This window comes from Paenibacillus oryzisoli (assembly GCF_050467285.1).
GTDB lineage: Bacteria > Bacillota > Bacilli > Paenibacillales > NBRC-103111 > Paenibacillus_E > Paenibacillus_E oryzisoli_A.
In genome coordinates this window covers 210450-229299 of record NZ_JBCMUN010000005.1, presented here as the reverse complement: position 1 = coordinate 229299, position 18850 = coordinate 210450, and the positions used below count along the sequence as shown (strand labels likewise).

Annotated in this window: 17 protein-coding genes; 8 read left to right on the top strand and 9 right to left on the bottom strand. The window is 54.3% G+C overall.

The genetic code is table 11. From position 1 onward, the window contains the following. Nucleotides 1–9: 9 nt before the first annotated feature. Together asnS and ABE504_RS06735 are read left to right on the top strand one after the other, a co-directional pair. A complete protein-coding gene (gene asnS / locus ABE504_RS06740; RefSeq protein WP_430086217.1) occupies nucleotides 10–1305 on the top strand; it encodes an asparagine--tRNA ligase in 1296 nt (431 codons plus the stop codon). Nucleotides 1306–1394: 89 nt separating this feature from the next. After that, the gene (locus ABE504_RS06735; RefSeq protein WP_430086213.1) at nucleotides 1395–2078 is read left to right on the top strand and encodes a DnaD domain-containing protein; all 684 of its coding nucleotides are present in this window, start codon (nucleotides 1395–1397) and stop codon (nucleotides 2076–2078) included. Between the two features lie 1026 nt (nucleotides 2079–3104). On the opposite strand, the gene mtnB is transcribed toward ABE504_RS06735, so the two are convergent. The 8 genes from mtnB to ABE504_RS06695 all read right to left on the bottom strand — a co-directional run bounded on the left by mtnB (nucleotide 3105) and on the right by ABE504_RS06695 (nucleotide 12240). Further along, nucleotides 3105–3740, bottom strand: a complete 636-nt coding sequence (gene mtnB / locus ABE504_RS06730; protein WP_126140491.1) for a methylthioribulose 1-phosphate dehydratase — start codon at nucleotides 3738–3740, stop codon at nucleotides 3105–3107. Continuing rightward, nucleotides 3737–4399 (bottom strand): 2-hydroxy-3-keto-5-methylthiopentenyl-1-phosphate phosphatase, encoded by a 663-nt coding sequence (locus tag ABE504_RS06725; RefSeq protein ID WP_430086210.1) that lies wholly within the window; start codon nucleotides 4397–4399, stop codon nucleotides 3737–3739. The genes mtnB and ABE504_RS06725 overlap by 4 nt, the downstream gene beginning before the upstream one ends. Then, nucleotides 4396–5664: a 2,3-diketo-5-methylthiopentyl-1-phosphate enolase gene (locus ABE504_RS06720; protein ID WP_430086207.1), complete on the bottom strand. Its 1269-nt coding sequence runs from the start codon at nucleotides 5662–5664 to the stop codon at nucleotides 4396–4398. The genes ABE504_RS06725 and ABE504_RS06720 overlap by 4 nt, the downstream gene beginning before the upstream one ends. Nucleotides 5665–5682: 18 nt before the next feature. Next, nucleotides 5683–6552, bottom strand: coding sequence for a pyrroline-5-carboxylate reductase (proC, locus tag ABE504_RS06715; RefSeq protein ID WP_430086205.1), 870 nt, complete (start codon nucleotides 6550–6552; stop codon nucleotides 5683–5685). A gap of 27 nt (nucleotides 6553–6579) precedes the next feature. Next, nucleotides 6580–7827: a glutamate-5-semialdehyde dehydrogenase gene (locus ABE504_RS06710; protein WP_430086202.1), complete on the bottom strand. Its 1248-nt coding sequence runs from the start codon at nucleotides 7825–7827 to the stop codon at nucleotides 6580–6582. Beyond that, entirely contained in the window at nucleotides 7824–9551 is a 1728-nt protein-coding gene (locus tag ABE504_RS06705) for a proline--tRNA ligase (protein WP_430086200.1), read from the bottom strand. Before ABE504_RS06705 ends, ABE504_RS06710 begins: the two co-directional genes overlap by 4 nt. Continuing rightward, the gene (gene proB / locus ABE504_RS06700) at nucleotides 9548–10648 is read right to left on the bottom strand and encodes a glutamate 5-kinase (protein ID WP_430087407.1); all 1101 of its coding nucleotides are present in this window, start codon (nucleotides 10646–10648) and stop codon (nucleotides 9548–9550) included. The genes ABE504_RS06705 and proB overlap by 4 nt, the downstream gene beginning before the upstream one ends. 389 nt (nucleotides 10649–11037) lie before the next feature. Further along, nucleotides 11038–12240: a pyridoxal phosphate-dependent aminotransferase gene (locus tag ABE504_RS06695; RefSeq protein WP_430086197.1), complete on the bottom strand. Its 1203-nt coding sequence runs from the start codon at nucleotides 12238–12240 to the stop codon at nucleotides 11038–11040. Between the two features lie 159 nt (nucleotides 12241–12399). On the opposite strand from ABE504_RS06695, the gene ABE504_RS06690 reads away from it, so the two are divergent. From ABE504_RS06690 to ABE504_RS06670, 5 genes are all read left to right on the top strand, one after another. Further along, complete coding sequence (locus tag ABE504_RS06690) at nucleotides 12400–12600, top strand: sporulation protein Cse60 (protein WP_430086195.1); 201 nt, start codon at nucleotides 12400–12402, stop codon at nucleotides 12598–12600. A 152-nt stretch (nucleotides 12601–12752) separates the two neighbouring features. Continuing rightward, nucleotides 12753–13277 carry a DUF1572 family protein gene (locus ABE504_RS06685; RefSeq protein ID WP_430086192.1) on the top strand — a complete coding sequence of 175 codons (525 nt, stop codon included), beginning with the start codon at nucleotides 12753–12755 and terminating at the stop codon, nucleotides 13275–13277. A gap of 22 nt (nucleotides 13278–13299) precedes the next feature. Further along, on the top strand, nucleotides 13300–14346 hold the full coding sequence (locus ABE504_RS06680) for a serine hydrolase domain-containing protein (RefSeq protein WP_430086189.1): 1047 nt from the start codon (nucleotides 13300–13302) through the stop codon (nucleotides 14344–14346). A 70-nt stretch (nucleotides 14347–14416) separates the two neighbouring features. Further along, nucleotides 14417–15217, top strand: coding sequence for a carbon-nitrogen family hydrolase (locus ABE504_RS06675; RefSeq protein ID WP_430086187.1), 801 nt, complete (start codon nucleotides 14417–14419; stop codon nucleotides 15215–15217). Nucleotides 15218–15566: 349 nt separating this feature from the next. After that, complete coding sequence (locus tag ABE504_RS06670) at nucleotides 15567–16949, top strand: glycine--tRNA ligase (protein WP_430086185.1); 1383 nt, start codon at nucleotides 15567–15569, stop codon at nucleotides 16947–16949. A 62-nt stretch (nucleotides 16950–17011) separates the two neighbouring features. Here the strand turns inward: ABE504_RS06670 and ABE504_RS06665 are convergent, their stop codons facing one another. Further along, nucleotides 17012–17503: a cysteine dioxygenase gene (locus ABE504_RS06665; RefSeq protein ID WP_430086183.1), complete on the bottom strand. Its 492-nt coding sequence runs from the start codon at nucleotides 17501–17503 to the stop codon at nucleotides 17012–17014. A gap of 364 nt (nucleotides 17504–17867) precedes the next feature. Between ABE504_RS06665 and ABE504_RS06660 the strand changes: the two genes are divergently transcribed. Beyond that, the gene (locus tag ABE504_RS06660; protein ID WP_430086180.1) at nucleotides 17868–18785 is read left to right on the top strand and encodes a LuxR C-terminal-related transcriptional regulator; all 918 of its coding nucleotides are present in this window, start codon (nucleotides 17868–17870) and stop codon (nucleotides 18783–18785) included. Nucleotides 18786–18850: the final 65 nt, after the last annotated feature.

Sequence of the window (18850 nt, the reverse complement as noted above, 5' to 3'; positions counted from 1 at the left end):
GGAGGTAGCATGCGAATGAAGTGTACAATCAGCGAGGTCAAGCATCATGTCGGCGAATCGGTGACAATCGGCTGCTGGCTTAACAAGAAACGGTCGAGCGGTAAAATCCAGTTTTTACAGCTTAGAGACGGTTCGGGATATATACAAGGTGTCGTCGCGAAAAGCGAAGTCAGCGAGGAGGCTTGGGAAGCCGCTTCCAAACTGTCGCAGGAGAGTTCCCTGTACGTCACTGGCAAGGTCAAAGAGGACACGCGCAGCAAAGGCGGCTTCGAGCTCGACGTGACGGGCGTGGAGATTATTCAGCTTACGGAAGAGTATCCGATTACGCCGAAGGAGCACGGGGTCGATTTCCTGATGGACAATCGCCATCTGTGGATTCGTTCGCCGCGTCAACGTGCAGTGCTCGTGATTCGAGCGCAAATCATCCAGGCGGTGCAGCAGTTCTTCAATGAGCGCGGCTTTCATCTGGTGGATCCGCCGATTCTAACGCCGTCTTCGTGTGAAGGCACGACGAATTTGTTCCATACGAAGTATTTTGATGAGGATGCGTTCCTGACGCAGAGCGGGCAGCTGTACATGGAAGCCGCGGCGATGGCTTTGGGCCGGGTGTACTCCTTCGGTCCGACGTTCCGTGCGGAGAAATCGAAAACGCGCCGTCATTTGATCGAATTCTGGATGATCGAGCCGGAAATGGCGTTCGTGAACCATGAAGAGAACCTGGAGGTTCAGGAGCAATTTGTTTCGCACATTGTGCAGACGGTGCTGGCGAACTGCAAGGCTGAGCTGGAGACGCTGGAGCGGGATACGTCGAAGCTGGAGAAGATCCAGGGGCGCTTTCCGCGGATTACATATGACGAAGCGGTTGATTTTCTGCAAAAGAACGGGCATGAGTTCGCATGGGGCGAAGATTTCGGCGCTCCGCACGAGACGGCGATTGCCGCGCAGTATGAGACGCCGGTGTTCATTACGCATTGGCCAACGGAGATTAAAGCCTTTTACATGAAGCCAGATCCTTCACGTCCGGAAGTTGTGCTGTGCGCGGACATGATCGCACCGGAGGGGTACGGCGAGATTATCGGCGGCAGCCAGCGGATCGACGATCCGGAGCTGATGGAGCAGCGGTTCCAGGAGCATTCCTTGTCGAAGGAAGCGTATCAGTGGTACCTGGATTTGCGGAAATACGGCACCGTGCCGCATTCTGGCTTCGGCCTTGGCCTGGAGCGCACAGTCGCATGGATTTGCGGCTTGGATCACGTGCGGGAGACGATTCCGTTCCCACGCTTGCTGTACCGTTTGTACCCTTAATCAAGCGGACTCGCCGGTTGACAGGAGTCTCCTTGGCGCGTGCAGCGTCATGATGCTATGAATGTGAGGGGAGAAAGGGGGAGCGGCGGTTGAGCAGTGCAATGAATATACAGCAAAAAGCGGAAGCTATTCTGCTAAGCAGCTTGGAGGAGGGAACGGTTTCGGTTCCCGGTTTGCTCCTCAAGCATTACCGCGGGATGCAGCTGAGTGAGATCGACGTGATGACGCTCATTCATTTGATCGCCTTCGTCGATAAAGAGAAAAACAGCTTTCCGACGATTGAGGAAATTCAAGCGCGCATGTCGGCAGCGCCCGAGTCGGTCATTGGCAGCTTGCAAAAGCTGATTCACGAGCAGTTTATCACGATTGATGAGAAGACGGACGAAGCGACGCGGCTGATCAGCGAAGTGTATAACCTGAAGCCGCTCTATCTCAAGCTGGCGAAGCGGGTAGCCGAGCAACAGCTCAAAGAGATGGCCGCGATCCGGCCGTCAGCGCCGTTTGAGGAGAAGACGGCGCGGAACATTTTTACCGCGTTCGAGAGCGAATTCGCGCGGCCGTTGACCCCGATGGAGCTGGAGACTATCTCCAATTGGCTGGACAGGGACCAGTACAAGGAAGAACTCATTTTGTCGGCGCTGAAAGAGGCCGTATTTGCCGGCAAAGTACACTTCCGGTACATTGACCGGATCCTGCTCGATTGGAGCCGCAATCGGGTTTCCACGCCGGATCAGGCGAAGGAATACGCGCAGCGGTTTAGGCAGTCGCGGTAGCGGCGTTGAGGACGGCGTAGAAGCCGGAGGAAAGTGAAGAAGCCGAGGACGCCGAAGACGCCACCTCCCCGTATGGAGCGGGGGAGTGGCGTTTTTTGCGTTTGCTGGGGGGCTGGTGGAAGCTTTGTCATTGGGCGAACACGAGTCCCGTCGCGGGTCGGACTACAAGCTCAGGTATAAGCTCAATAACAAGCCTAAGCGCAGGCTCATTCGCAGGGCTGACCACATGTACAATCACCAATCCGAACTACAAGTCGGACCACAAGCCCGCTCACAATCCCGACCCAAGCCCGACCACAAGTCGGACCACAAGCCCGACCACAAGCCCGACCACAAGCCCGACCACAAGCCCGACCACAAGCCCGACCACAAGCCTCCTCTCCTTGCCTCAGGATAGAAGATGTATTTAGTACAGGTAATTCTGGCCGAATGGGGTGATTTGGACGAAGATCCTGTATTTTGTGCAGTTAATTTTACTCGAGACAGGGATATTCGGCCAAATTTCGATGTAGATGATCAAATTAGATGTACGATTTGCAGTAACTATCGCAAAAAACGTGATTTTGGGGAAATTTACTGTATTTTTTGCAGGTGAGTGAGACGGGGCGCTTGAAGGGCGTGGGGAAGCAGTAATTTGAAAGCAGACGGAGGGATGGTAAGTGGCAATCGGCTGATCATATGGCTAGTTGGTGAGATGAAGAGGAAAAGAGTAGCATGTGTGTGGAGGAGGGTGGCAAGTGGGCAAACGACTGATCATGTGGTGAGTGAGTGAGTGAAGTACAAAAAAGTAGTATGTGTGTGGAGGAGAACGACAAGTGGGCACACGCTGATTATCTGGCTGGTGGGTGAGATGAGTAGAGTAGAGTAGAGTAGAATAGAGTAGAGTAGCATGTGCATGTTAAGGCAGACAGCCTATGCGGTACGAGCAAGCCCCGCAGCGGGAAGCTCGACCTGAGTAAAAGGGATACTTCCCAAAAAGCAAAAGCGCCCGACCCGCAAAACCGGGCCGAGCGCGTTACACAACCTCTATTTCTTCAGCAGGTGCAGGCGATACACATACTCGAAAAGGAACTCGAACGCCTCCAGATGGCGTTTCGCTTCGAACGCATTTGCGCCCCAAGCGTAAATGCCGTGCTTGCGCAGCACGATGCCGGGAATGCGCGGCACGAGCGCGCCTTCGACGAGTTCGGCGATACGCGGGATTTCCGCGTAGTTCGGCAGAATGGGAATCTCGATCTGCGCTTCCTCTTCCCAGATGTTGAAGCCTTTGATCAGCTCAACACCGTCAACCGGGATGGAGCCGCGCTCCGCGTACAGTTCGGATGCCAGGTTGTTGAACACCGTATGTACGTGGAAAATGGCGCCTGCACCGGTTAAGCGATAAATCTCGCTGTGAATCAGCGTTTCGGCAGATGGCTTGAGGCTCGTCGCTTCGACAGCGACACCTTTCTCGTTCACCAGCAGAAAGTCTTCCGGTGTAGACACGGATTTGTCTTTCCCACTGGACGTAATCGCGAACGTGAACGCCCCCGGTTCAAAATCCCCCACCCGCACGGACAAGTTGCCGCTTGTCGCCGGGAACCATCCGCGTGCCGCGAGGTTTGCTTTAATGTCGCGCAGTTCGGCATAAGCGCGTTGTTTATCTTCCAATCGAATCGTCATAGAACCGGTTCAGCCTCCAATTGCTTCATAATGTCGAAGAAGGTATCAAAAGCATAGTACGGATACCCCAGCTGTTCACATCGGTCGATTAAATGCGATCGGGCAAAAATCGTATCGACAAGCTTGGCGCCTTCAAAATCCGTAATGCTGTCTCCAATAATAATGCGTTCGTAGCGATCGGCATCGTACGAGCGGATGATGCTCGTTTTGCACATGCCGCAATCGTTCGAGCATTGGTCGTCGCACGCGTTCGGCCACAAAATTTCAATCGTGCTCCCCTCGAAGGAGGAGGCGTTGCAGTAAATATGCTCACGAGGGATATCAAACGGCGCTAGCAGCGGATAAATAAAGAAATCGATGCCTCCGCTTGTAATCAGCAGCTTGATGCCCTGTTCGCGGCAGTACGCCACAAACTCTTTGAAACCGTCGCGGATGACGGCGTTCCCGATGGCATAATCAACGACTTCCTTCTTCCGCGCCGTTGGCAGTAGAGCGAACATCGCGCCGACACCTTCGCGAATCGAGACGCGCTGAGCGATGACGTCGTCTACAATTTTATCCCAGCCCTCAGGCTTAAAATGCTTCATAATCGCCACGATATTATCGTTCACCGTAATGGTGCCGTCAAAATCGCAAAAAATGATGCGGTCCTTGCTCATTCTTTAATCCCCCAAGTGTCTATGGCTGCTTTCAATTCTGGATGTGTAAGGGCGTAATCGCGTAAATGAATGCCTTGCAGCGTCGCATCAATCGCTTGACGGAACGCATGGCCGCCGGCAATCGTCCCCATCGGATGACCGTGGATGCCGCCGCCCGCGTTGACGATCACGTCCGTGCCGAAATCGCGCAGGATGAGTGGAACAATCCCCGGATGAATGCCAGCGGACGGTACCGGGAAGCTCGTTGCCAGCTTCAAGGAAGCATCAGCCCCGGCTTGATAGCTGTAATCATCACGCAAATTTTGCGTCAAAAGCACTTGCTTGATCGCGAGATTTTCTTCCTTCGGCATGACGACGGAGCCGTATGGGGAAGGGAAGAGAACGAGATCCGCGCCGGCGATCCGCATCAATTTGCCCAAAAGCACAGATGCGGCAATACCGTAATGCGGCGACGGATACGTAGCGCCAGCCATGGCCGGATGGGCCATGATCGGTACGTTAATCTCAGGATCGGTGCTCAGTTCGTGCAGAACGTCGAAGCCGTAAGCCAGCACGTTAAACAGCAGGGCGTTTGCGCCTTCGCTGATCGCACGTTTCGCACGGGCAGCGAGCTGAGACGTTGGTCCCGTCAAGTTGACGGCATAGAGCAGTTTCTGGCCGGTTTCCTTCGACGCTTGCTCGGCGGCCTCGAGGCAGACGGCAATGCGTTTTTCCATTGGCGTCAGCGGATTCTCGAACAAAATCTCGTCATCCTTGATGAGATCAACGCCGCCAGCAGCTTGCAAATAAAACTGCTCGCGCAGCGCTGGAAGCTCGTAGCCCACGACGGATTTGAAAATGCTCATGAGCAGCGGACGATCCTGCACGCCAAGCAGATCGCGCACGCCTTGCAAGCCGAATTTCGGCCCTGGGAAGCCTGCGAGGAAGTCGGTCGAGAACTTGATGTCGATCAGTTTGATTTTGCCGTCCATAGACAGTTTGCCGAACACCGTCACGAGAAGCGCCGGAATGTCGCGGCTAAAATTTACATCCGGATACGCGATCGTAATGTCCGCATACCGACTCGAGAGCCCTTCACCGGCAGCGGGCTCGTGTACGTCAACGGAGACCACTTTGCCCAGATGCTTCTCCATGCTTGCTTTTTGCGCTTCGGGAAGCTCCGTCCAGGAACCGACCGTCAGTCCGACGGCGATACCCAGCGCTTTTTTATGAAAATCGGCCTTCTCGTCGAAGCTCCGATACGTTGCCAAACAATAAGCACTCATGGTCAATCTTCACCTGCTTTATACGGATTTGCCGGCCGTACTGGCCGCGGCGATTTGCTCGCCCATTTCTTTGGAGCGTTCAGCGGAACGATTAACCGCCTGAATGATGCCTTCGCGGAACTGGAAGCGGTCGAGCGCTTCAATCGCAGCGGCTGTCGCGCCGTTCGGTGAAGTAACCTTGCGGCGAAGCTCAGCCGGTTCCTCATTCGTATGCTGCACCATATGGGCAGCGCCGAGCACCGTTTGCAGCGTGAGCTGCTTTGCATCCTCCAGGGAGAGGCCGCCGTCGATGCCGGCTTGGGTCATCGCTTCCATAAAATAGTACACATAAGCCGGGCCGCTGCCAGATACGCCGGTGACGATCTCCAGTTTGTCTTCGTCCACGACGCTCACGATACCGACAGCTTCAAACATTTGAATCGCCAGTCCACGATACGTCTCGTTCACATTGGACGAAAAGCTCATGCCTGTTGCACCTAAGCCGATCGTGGAAGACGTATTCGGCATCGTACGCACGATACCCATGCGGGTATCCAGCAAAGCTTCCGTTTTCGCAACGGACAGGCCTGCGATGACAGAGACGAGGAGCTGATTCTCACGCAGCTGCGAGCGAAGCTCGGCAAAGGAGGATTCCACGTCTTTCGGCTTCATGCACAGCACGATAATGTCGGCGCCGGCGATGTAGTCTTCTTTCGTTTGCAAATCGGAGGAGGCGTTCAGCCCATATTCCGAGCGCAGGTAAGCCAAGCGGTCTTGATTGGAGCGGTTCATCATGTAAATGTTGCCTGGCTGCGCAACTTCGGTCTGAATCAGACCGCGCACGATCGCTTCAGCCATAGAGCCTGCGCCGACGAAGGCGATTTTGGCTTGAGAGAGTTGTAAAGACATAGGGCTACCTCCTTTTAGTTGAGCTTATTATTCGCGAATTTGGCCGCTGCCATAAACGCGGTATTTGGTTGATGTGAGAGCTGGCAGTCCCATAGGACCGCGAGCGTGCAGCTTCTGGGTGGAAATGCCGATTTCCGCACCAAAACCGAATTCAAAACCGTCCGTGAAACGAGTGGACGCGTTGTGATACACGGCAGCCGCATCGACTTCCTGCAAGAATCTTTCGGCGTTCGCCGCATTTTCGGTGACGATGCATTCGGAATGCATGGTGCCGTACGTGCGGATATGCTCTAACGCTTCATCCAGGCCAGACACGACTTTGACCGCTAAAATGTAGTCGCCATACTCCGTGCCCCAGTCGCTATCGACGGCTTCGTTCATGCTTGGCACGAGGGCCAAAGCCTCGCTATCGCCGCGCAATTCAACGTTGGCTCCGCGGAAAGCTTCAGCAACGGCAGACAGATGCTTCGCCGCAAAAGCTTCATGCACGAGCAGCGTTTCCATGCTGTTGCAGACGGAAGGGCGCTGCGCTTTGGCATTGATCGCAATACGGATCGCCATCGCCAGATCAGCACTTTCATCTATAAAAGTATGACATACCCCTGCGCCTGTTTCAATGACCGGGACTGAGGCGTTATTGACAACATTTTGAATAAGCGAATGGCCGCCGCGCGGGATCAGCACATCGATGAGGCCGTTCAGCTTGAGCATTTCGTCAACGGAGCTGCGGTCGGCATTCAAAATCAATTGCAGCGCATTCGCCGGAATGGCGGAACGCTCCAGGGCACCGTGCAGCACTTCTACGATTTTCTCGTTGGAATGCAGGGCAGCGGAGCCGCCGCGCAGCACGACGGCGTTGCCGGTTTTGAGGCAGAGGCCGGCAGCATCGACGGTTACGTTCGGACGCGCTTCATAAATAATGCCGATGACGCCGAGCGGCACGCGGATTTTGTGGATGCGCAGCCCGTTCGGACGGTCGAACGTTTCTAGCGTGTCGCCGACAGGGTCCGGCAGCTCCGCGATTTGGCGCAGCCCTTCGGCAATCGCCGCAATGCGTGATTTGTTCAACATGAGGCGGTCCAGCAGGGAAGCGCTCGTGCCGAGTTCACGGCCGCGCTGCAAATCTTTGGCGTTCGCGGCAATGATTGCCGCCGTTTCGGTGACAAGGGCGTCTGCCATGAGTAGCAGCGCCTCGTTTTTTTGCTGCGTCGTCAAGGTGCCCATCGACCCGGCGGCCACTTTGGCAAGCTTGGATTTTTGTACGACTTCACTCATAGGGAATCCTCCTGATTGAGATGTGATTGGCAGTAAGCGACGATTTGCTCAAAAGAGAGCTCAATTTGCTCCCCGCTGCGCCGGTTTTTGCATTCGACGATGCGGTCAGCGGCTTTTTTACCGATGGTTAAGCGAAAGGGCATGCCGAGCAGGTCGGCATCCTTGAATTTGACGCCGGGACGTTCGTCTCGGTCATCCCAAAGGACTGAAAGGCCAGCTTGCCGCAGCCGGTTGTATAGCTCTTCCGAGAGCGTCATCGCCTCGGCATTTTGCGTTTGTACCGTAAGCAGATGTACGCCGTATGGCGCGATAGCAGCCGGCCAGACGATGCCGTGCTCGTCATGGTTTTGCTCGACGACTGCGGCCAGCACGCGGGAGACGCCGATGCCGTAGCAGCCCATAATAAACGGCTGCACATCGCCTTGTTCGTCCGCGAAGGTCGCGCCGAGCTGCGCGCTGTATTTGGTGCCGAGCTTGAACACGTGGCCAAGCTCGATGCCTCTGGCGAAGGCGAGTGTCTCGCCGCAGCTATGGCAGTTCTCACCTTCGCTGACATTGCGAAGGTCGTGGTAGGTGACGCCTGCCAGATCGCGCGAGGCGTCAACCCCGGTGTAGTGATAGTCAGCGACGTTTGCGCCGATGACCGCGCCGGTCAGCCGTTGAATCGAATCATCGGCGATGAGGCGCACCTGCGCTTGCGCTAGGCCGAGCGGTCCGATAAAGCCAGGCACGGAGCCAATGCGCCGTATTTCTTCGTCAGAGAGCATAGCAACGTCAGATGCGCCTAACGCGTTCTTCACTTTAATTTCATTCAGCTCGAGATCACCTCGGAGCAGCACGATGACCGGAGCGCCATCGACGCTGAGCGCGATGGATTTGATGATGCGGCTCGCCGGCATGTTCAAATACTGGCTGAGCTGTTTGATGGTTGTGATTTGCGGTGTGCTGACGGATATCGGCGCCAACGAATCAGTGCCGTTGTCCGTCACGCTCTCCGCCTGGGGCAGCACACCAACCGCTTTCTCCAAGTTCGCCGCATAGTGGCACGCCGGACAGTGAACAATCGTGTCCTCGCCGATATCGGCGAGCGCCATAAATTCATGCGTATCCGTGCCGCCGATGGCGCCGGAATCCGCTTCAACCGCGCGGAACGTCAGTCCGCAGCGATCAAAAATCCGCGTATACGCGTCATACATCGCCTGATAGCTGGCGTCCAGCCCCTCCGCAGAGCGGTCGAACGAGTACGCGTCCTTCATGAGAAACTCGCGTCCCCGCAAGAGGCCGAAGCGCGGTCTGCGCTCGTCGCGATATTTCGTCTGGATTTGGTAAAGCGTGACAGGCAGCTTTTTATAGGAAGAAATTTCATCTCGGACAATGGTTGTAATGACTTCTTCATGCGTAGCGCCGAGGGCAAAATCCCGCCCATGCCGGTCGGAGAGCCGCATCAGCTCTGGACCGTACACGTCCCAGCGGCCGGATGCCTGCCACAACTCAGCAGGATGCAGTGCCGGCATCAGCATCTCTTGCGCGCCGGCGCGATCCATTTCTTCACGGATGATGCGCTCGATGTTATGCAAGGCTTGCAGGCCGAGTGGCAGGTAGGAATAAATGCCGCTGGACAGCTGGCGGATCAGACCTGCACGCAGCATGAGGCGGTGGCTCGCCACTTCCGCGTCGTTGGGAACATCCCGCAGCGTTGGATTCAGTAATCGCTGTTGTCTCATGTTAAAGGCACCCACTCGTCCCGGTGGATCACTTCAATGCGCGTGACCTCGACCCGTTTTTGTACTTCGTCGGTCGAGAGACCGGCGGCCGCTTGCACTTGCCAAGCGGCGTAGTTCACGACACCCCGGCCCAGGAGCGAGCCTTCGCTCGAGACCACTTCGACGACGTCGCCGGGGTGGAAGTCGCCAGTCGCTCCCGTGATGCCGGCCGGGAGCAGGCTCTTACCGCCGTGGACCAGCGCCGATTCGGCGCCCGCATCCACGAGGATTTGCCCTTGGGGCAGCGAGTGGAAGCCGACCCATTGCTTTTTGACCGGCAGATTGTTCAGCGCCGTGTCAAAATACGTTCCCTTGCCGGTGCCGTCGACGGCATGGGCAAGATCCTCGGGCTCGACGACGCGCCCGATGAAGACGGGTACGCCCCCGCGCATCGCGATGCGGGCGGCCTCAACCTTGGAGCGCATGCCGCCGGTGCCGACCGCGCTCCCGGAGCCCCCAGCGAACGCGAAGAGCTCGTCGCTGATGGCGTCCACGCGCTCGATGCGCTGCGCGTTCGTGTTTTTGCGCGGATCGTCCGTGTACAGGCCGTCCATATCGGTAATGATGATCAATTTGCTCGCTTTGACCAAATTGCCGACCAGCGCCGACAACGTGTCATTGTCGCCGAATTTAAGCTCATCCACCGAGACGGTGTCGTTCTCGTTGATAATCGGCACGACGCCGCGCTGCAGCAGCTCGTCGATCGTCATCAGCGCGTTCTGCACGCGCTTGCGGTTGGAGAAGTCGTACCGGGTGAGCAAAATTTGCGCCACGGAGATGCCGTGGGACGCAAACGCTTCATGGTACGCCTGCATCAAGAGCGCCTGGCCGACCGCTGCGGCGGCCTGCTTCTCGTGCAACACCTTGGGCCGTGTGCGGTAGCCAAGGGAGGTGAAGCCTGCGGCGACGGCGCCGGAGGTGACGAGCAGCACTTGGTTGCCAGCTTTCTGGAGCTGCGCCAGCTCGGAAGCGAAAAACCGTATTTTATCGGGATTCAGGCCACCCGTATCTGAAGTTAAAGAGGAAGAGCCGATTTTGACGACGATTCTGTAGGACACTGTTTTCCCATTCCTTTCGTAATGACTATGTAAATAAAAAAGACTCCCGTCCTCATACATAAGGACGAAAGTCTGTTGCTTCCGCGGTACCACCTTAATTTGGCGCAAAACAGGCCCGTAGACATGGCTGCACCCAACTCAAGTTCCCTTGGTAACAGTAGGGCACTGTTCAACTCTTCGTTGACGGTTCAGGGGCGGGTTCGGAACGGTTCACGGCAAGCTCTCTCAGTCGGTGGAGCTTACTCCCTGGCTACGTGCGGCACGGTCCTACTATTCCCATCATAACAATGGTGATATGGAAGAATTCGCATTCTTCGTTTTTGGATTCTTATAAGGATAGCACGCGGTTCAAGCCTTTGTAAAGCAGCAAGGGCCTGTTTCACGCGCGATTAGCCAAATAAATGCAGCTTGCCGATCCGCTGAACGGCTTCTTCCAGGCGGGCTTCCGGCGACAGCAGGCCGAGGCGCACATAGCCTTCGCCGTGCTCTCCGAAGCCGACGCCCGGTGCCACGACAACCTTGGCTTCCTGCAGCAGCAGGTCGGCGAGGCTTTGTGACGTGTGGCCTTTCGGCACGGGCAGCCAGGAGAAGAACGAGCCTTGGGATGGAGTGGCTTCCCAACCGATCGTCTTCAGCGCAGCGTACAGCGCGTTGCGGCGGCTTTCATAGACGTCGCGCAGCTCAGTGACGCAGTCCTGCGAGGCGGTCAGCGCTGTCGCTGCGGCGACTTGGATGCCGCCGAACAGCGAGCAGTAGTAGTGATCCTGAATCAGATTGATCAGGCGGACAACTTCTTTGTTGCCGAGCGCGAAGCCGACGCGCCAGCCGGCCATGTTATACGTTTTGGACAACGTATAGAATTCGACGCCAACTTCCTTCGCACCGGGGGTGGAGAGGAAGGAGATCGGCTTTTGCCCATCAAAGCCAATCGCGCCGTAGGCGAAATCGCTGGCGACCACAACGCCGTTCTTTTGCGCAAACGATACCGTCTCTTCATAAAAAGAAGCCGGAGCCGTCGCCCCCGTCGGGTTGTTCGGGTAGTTGATGAACATGAGCTTTGCGCGGTCCAGGTCGGACTGCTTGAGCTGGCTGTAGTCCGGCAGGAAGCCATTCTCCTCGCGCAGCGGCATAAACGCCATCTCGGCATCGCTCAGCGCGACGCCGGACCAGTAGTCCGGGTAGCCGGGATCCGGCACGAGGCACACATCGCCGGGATTGAGCAGGCACTGCGCGATTTCGATGAGCCCTGTTTTGCCCCCGAACAAAATCGCTACCTCCGTATCTGGGTCCAGATCTACGTTATGATCTTCCTTATAGCGCTGCGCAACGGCTTGCTTCAGGAACGGGAATCCGGTAAACGGCGGATATTTGTGGTAGAGCGGGTTCGCCGAAGCTTCCTGCATGGCGGTTACGATATGGGGAGGCGTCGGACGGTCGGGATTTCCTTGGCCTAGATTGATGACGTCATGGCCTGCGGCAATTTGCTCGTTCGCTTTTTTGACGAGGGTAGCAAAAAATTGAGTAGGCAACCCTTTCATTCGCTGAGCAGGCTCGATCGCAAACGCGCTAGGTATGTTGGTTAAGTTAGACACAGTTTAATTCACACTCCGAAGGTCGGGATTTTATCAATAGTCTAAATGTAACATGATTAAAGTTTTTTTCATAGGGGATGTGTTATATACTTCTTTATTAAAAATTGAGGTGACAAGCGTTGGCCTATATTGGAAAATATAGCTAGGAGGTGATTGGTGATGGCCTATAAGGTGCAAGGATTCATTAATAAAAATTTTATGAATCTAAGTGAAGAGATTGATGAATTTGTAGCCGAGCTTGCAGATGGAAAGCTTATTGATATTAAATACAACAGCGTTCCCACAACGATTAGCACGAACGCCGAGAATGGCGTGTATCCAGATCAAAACTATACGGCACTTGTCATTTATAAAAAGTAAATTTTGTTAGCAAGCATCCTATTCAGGGTGCTTTTTATTGTTAAAGTCTCGTTCTAATAAATCTTTTTTTCATAGTAGATGAAAAGATTCGATTTCACATCTTTTTCTTCCAGCGCTACAATAAGAAAACAAGGGATAAGGGAGAGATGACTGTGCCAAATCAGACGAACGTTGCTGAAGTGTTTTTGCTGGAATCGATACGTGCTTTTCAGAGTATGAAAAAGCTGGGAGATAAGTCCTTTGCGCAGACGGACGAGGCGTTTTTCAATCAGACGATCGACCCGGAGTCGAATTCGTTGGAAGTGCTGATCAAGCATATGCACGGCAATATGCGCTCGCGCTGGACGGACTTCCTGACCTCCGACGGGGAAAAGCCTGACAGGGAGCGGGACGGCGAGTTTGAAGGCGGCCATGCGAGCAAAGCGGAACTGCTGGCGTTGTGGGAGGAAGGCTGGAAGATTCTATTCGACACGCTCCATTCTCTAACGCCAGACGATGTCCTACGTGAAGTGACGATTCGCGGGGAGAAGCATAGCGTGGTGCAGGCGATTCAGCGCCAGGTGTCGCATTACGGCTATCATGTCGGGCAAATCGTGTTCCTGTGCAAACATTGGTCGTCCCAGGACTGGCAAACGCTGAGCATCGCGAGAGGGCAGTCGAAGGCGTTTAAGCCGTAATAAACGATAAAGGATGTTGCTCATGCTACAAAGTGAAGAGATGTACAGCCAAGTGGATCGCTTGGTGCAAAGTTGGGTGGAGGAGGGTTTGCTTCCGGGTGCTGTTCTGGACATTATATTGCCGGGAAGCAGGCGATTCCAAAAAGCGTACGGTTCATATTCGGATGGGACGAAGCCGTGTTCGATCCAGTTGGATACCTTATTTGATATTGCTTCCTTAACGAAGGTGACCGCAACACTGCCGGCGATTCTCCTTTTAGCGGCTCAAGGCAGCATCTCGTTGGATGATCCCGTGCAAAAATATTTGCCTGCATTCCGCCACGCGCAAGTGAGTGTGCGCCACTTATTGCAGCATGCTTCCGGTCTGCCGGCTGGTATCCCTTACCGATCGCGGCATGAAAAGCGACCAACGATTCTCGCGGAAATTTTTGAAAAAGAGCTGACTTTTCAGCCCGGGGAAGAGATGCGGTACAGCGATCTTGGCATGATTCTGCTCGGGACGATTGTTGAACGAATAGCTGGCGAGTCATTGGATCTACTCGTGAAGAAGCATATTTTCAATCCGCTTGGCATGCGTGATGCTCTCTTTAATCCCGGACCCGAAATGACAGCGCGCGTGGCGGCTACGGAAGCTGTCAACGACACCTTCATTCGGGGGGAAGTTCATGATGAGAACAGCTTCCATCTGGGCGGCGTATCCGGAAGCGCGGGCTTGTTCGCGACAGCCGATGACATGACGCGTTATGCCAGATGGTGGTTATCGCCCGAGAGTCTGACGATCATGCCTCCATGGCTAATGCGAGAAGCGATAGCGCATCCGGTTCGCGGACGCGGGCTTGGCTGGGAGGTTATTCATGATCCGATGTTTGTGCCTAGCTGCGGATTGAGTTGGCCTGCGGGCAGCTACGGTCATACGGGCTTCACCGGAACGAGTCTGTGGATCGAGCCGCAACGCGGCTTAAGCGTCGTATTTCTGACGAATGCCGTCCATTATGGCAGAAACACGAAGATTCGTGAGCTGCGGTCTATTTTACATGAGGCGGTACTGTCCGCTGCTGGGCCAGCGTAAGGATTGTGTTCTTCTTCTTTTTCGAATAAAATACAACATATATTTCTCGTCATAGAAGGAGCTCATCTTTATGTCTGAAACTCAAGCTTTACACCTCGCTCTCCTGCAAATGGACATTGCGATCGGTGAGCCGGATGCGAATTTCGCCCACCTGGAGAAGCTGCTGAACGAAGCGGTGGCGGGGTCGCCAAAGCCGGACGTCATTATTTTTCCTGAAATGTGGAATACCGGCTACGCGCTGGACCGTATTCAAGAGCTGTCCGATCCGGACGGGGAGCGTACGAAGGCGCTGCTGAGCGCGTTTGCCCGGACGCACGGGGTGAATATTATCGGCGGCTCGATTGCGGCGAAGCGAGGAGATCGCGTGCTGAACACGATTTTTGCTTGGGATCGCGAAGGCAAGGAGATCGCTGAATACTCTAAAATCCACCTGTTCCGCTTGATGGATGAAGAGAAGTTCCTGCATAGCGGCGATCAGCTTGGACGCTTTGAGCTGGAAGGTGTGCCGGCCGGCGCGATGATCTGCTACGACATCCGGTTCCCGGAGCTCGCGCGGAAATTGGCGCTGGACGGCGCCCGAATTTTGTTCGTACCGGCCGAATGGCCGCACCCAAGATTGCATCACTGGCGTACGCTGCTCATGGCAAGAGCGATTGAGAACCAGATGTACGTAGTATCGTGCAATCGCGTCGGCACAAGCGGAACGACGAATTTCTTCGGCCATTCCATGGTGATCGACCCTTGGGGCGAGATCGTGGTGGAAGGGGACGAAAGCGAAGCGGTTTTGCGGGCATCCGTTGACTTGGAAGAAGTCGTTCGCGTGCGCGGCAAAATCCCGGTTTTTGAAGACCGGCGTCCGCATTTGTACTAGGATTGATTTTTTGCGCGGAGTTTGGTAAATTAAGACCAATGCGCGATCAAATCGCGCCCAATTGCATGAAAGTTATGGCTGTGAAGGATAGAAAGTACTTGATCCCTTCAATCCCAGCGAGCCGGGGGCGGTGAAAGCCCGGTATGAAGGTCACGGAAAAGGCGATCCGGAGCCAATTCGATAAAGGGGATATGCGCTTGCGTTAGGCGTATCAACTAGGGTGGAACCGCGGGTGCGTAAGCTCTCGTCCCTAGGCATGTTTCTGTGCCTTTGGATGTGGAGCTTTTTTGTTGCTCTCATGGCTTAGGCGGCGGGACACCATTTTAATTTTGAAGGAGAGAATGAAGCAATGAGCGTTACCATGGATCAAGTAGTGGCATTAGCGAAACACAGAGGATTTGTTTTCCCGGGTTCTGAAATTTACGGCGGTCTGGCGAATACTTGGGACTACGGCCCGTTAGGCGTGGAACTGAAAAACAACATCAAGCGCGCTTGGTGGAAAAAATTTATCCAAGAATCCCCGTACAACGTAGGCTTGGACGCAGCGATTCTGATGAATCCGCAGGCATGGGTCGCATCCGGTCACGTGGGCAACTTCAACGATCCGATGATCGATTGCAAAAGTTGTAAAGCTCGCCACCGCGCAGATAAGCTGATCGAGAACAAGCTGGCGGAGAAGGACATCGAGATCGTCGTGGACGGCATGAGCTTTGACGACATGATGAAATTGATCGTCGAGCATAACATCGTGTGCCCGGATTGCGGAAGCAAAGATTTCACGGACATTCGTCAGTTCAACCTGATGTTCAAAACATTTCAAGGCGTAACGGAAGCGAGCTCCAACGTCGTTTACTTACGTCCAGAGACGGCGCAAGGGATTTTCGTCAACTTTAAAAATGCACAGCGCACGATGCGCAAAAAGCTGCCGTTCGGTATCGGCCAAATCGGCAAAAGCTTCCGCAACGAGATCACGCCGGGGAACTTCACGTTCCGTACACGCGAATTCGAGCAAATGGAGCTTGAATTTTTCTGCAAGCCGGGTGAGGACCTGAAATGGTTCGAGTACTGGAGAAGCTTCTGCCACAACTGGCTGCTGACGCTAGGCGCGAAGGCAGAAAATCTTCGTCTGCGCGATCACAGCGATGATGAACTGTCCCACTACAGTAACGCGACAACGGATATTGAATACAAATTCCCGTTCGGTTGGGGCGAGCTTTGGGGCATCGCCGACCGTACGGATTACGATTTGAAGCAGCACATGGAGCACTCCGGTGAGGACTTTAACTATATCGATCAAGAAACGAACGAGCGCTATGTACCTTATTGTATCGAGCCTTCGCTCGGCGCAGACCGCGTAACGTTGGCGCTGCTGATCGATGCGTTCGAAGAGCAGCAGTTGGAAGGCGACGACAGCCGCACGGTGCTGCATTTCCACCCGGCGCTCGCGCCGTTCAAAGCGGCAATCTTCCCGTTGTCCAAGAAGTTGAACGACGGCGCGCAAGCGGTATTCGCGGATCTCGCGAAGCACTTCATGGTCGATTACGACGATACAGGTTCCATCGGCAAACGCTACCGCCGTCACGATGAAATCGGTACGCCGTTCTGCATCACATACGACTTTGAGTCGGAGACAGACGGTCAAGTAACGGTGCGGAACCGCGATACGATGGAGCAAACGCGCATGCCGATCTCCGAATTGAAAGCTTATATCGAGGCTGCTCTGCAATTCTAAGCAGTAAGAAACCCTCTGTTCGTTCCCGTCCTTGTGGCGGGAGCAGCAGAGGGTTTTTCTTTTTAGATAACATAGTCGAGTACTTCAGTGTAAGGGAGATAGCGGGTGACGCTCGACAGCGGCGGACTGTAGACATGCAGCGATACCGCGGCGGTGTGGAACGGGTTGGTCATTTGATGAATTTGATCCCGCGGTGCAATAAAATAGTCACCTTGTTGGAGCACGTCGTCGCTCTCGAGCGTTGGGTAGCCGTAGGCGTCGAGCTGGAATTTGGAGTTGATGATCGTGCCAGCGGCTACATAGGCGGCGCCTACGGAGGTGCCGTGGTTATGGATGGCCGTTGCGCTGCCTGGTGGGATATGGATGACGATCACCTCCAGCTCCGGAGTCTGGTAAATGACATTGCGGCCGTAAGGGAACTGGGTTGGTTCGGTTTTGTAGTCAGGTGCAGCATACAATTGGTCCTCAATGGCTTGCAGGGCATGTTTCAACTCGTCTTGCGTCGGACTTTTCAGGGAGCAGAAGGTCTGCTCTATCGCGCGAAGTAGCGTCATGGTTTCCGCCTCCTGGGCTAATATAGGTGATTTATCAAAAATTATTTGAAAACCAATAAGTTTATCTTATACAGTATGCAGGAGGTGAAATTTGGTTAGGGTATATTGGTAAAAATTTAGCTGTTGTCCTTTCCTGCGAATCCTGTCGGAAGAATCCCTACATAGACCTATGGCGGATACGAGAGTCTTTCCATCTTCCTATCTATGATGAGGTAAGCGCTGTCATCTTTGTAGTACAAGTCGACTATCTTCGCAGAATTACTACCTTTGCACTATTTCAAGAGAGGCGCATTGCGCATTATAGTAAGTGTCAAATGCTCGAAATATACATAATTTTGTAGGGGTACGGCGGTGGCTGCGGCATTTGACGAACATCGTGCTTTTCTCCCGGGACGATGCCGGCAAATCCGATCAAATTTGGGAAAGGAAGTGGATTGTGCAAAGTTTAGCTGAAGAGATGCAAATGAATGAATTTACAGAGAAAGTCAGCATCTCGCAACAGGAGATTGCCAAGCTTCATGAAAAATCGTTTCTGAGCGGCGTTCAGCGAGATTCTACACGGGTTCGTTTTCGGGTGGAGGGAAAGATGATGGAGCGGCTGCTCGCCAAAAATCAAGCCCTGATGGACATTATTCAAAAGCTGGCCTACCTGAAGACGAACACGTTCTATTTTCCAAATTTGCTGATGGTGACGGATAATCACGGTGTGATCCTGACGATTAGCGGTGACGAGCGCTCGATGAGACAGGCTGAGAATTTGAACAATATTGGGATCGGTTCATCGCTCTCGCTCTCCAGCGCCGGGACGAATGCGGTGTCCGCCGCCATTGAACTGCAACGTCCGGTCTATATCGCCGCCGAGGACCATTACCTCGATACGATGCAGAACTGGGTGACGATGTGCGTCCCGATCCATAATGCGGAACAGCTGGGCGTTGGGTATTTGGTGCTGACGGCTTTTCAGCCGATTTCCGCGCCGTTCATGTACCCTTGCATCAAGTCGATTGCGCTTCTGCTGGAGTACGAATTGCGGAAGACGGAGCTGCAGAGCAAAACCTGGTTTGTCGAAGAGATGCTCGAGGAGCGGCTCAAAGGTTTCAAGCTGACGCATAGGGAAAAGGAAGTTGCGACCTACTGGATGCTTGACTACGATTACAAGCAGATCGGCAAGGTGCTGGGTATCAGCGAAAATACGGTGCGCGTCTATGTCACGAAAATTAACCGCAAGCTGAAGGTGAATTCGAAAGCGTCTTTAATTCTTAGCGTATTGGGGGCCATTTAATAAGCATATTGATGATAACGCACGTGTCGTACGTGTATGAAATCAGGCTGTCTGAAGGTAGCGTT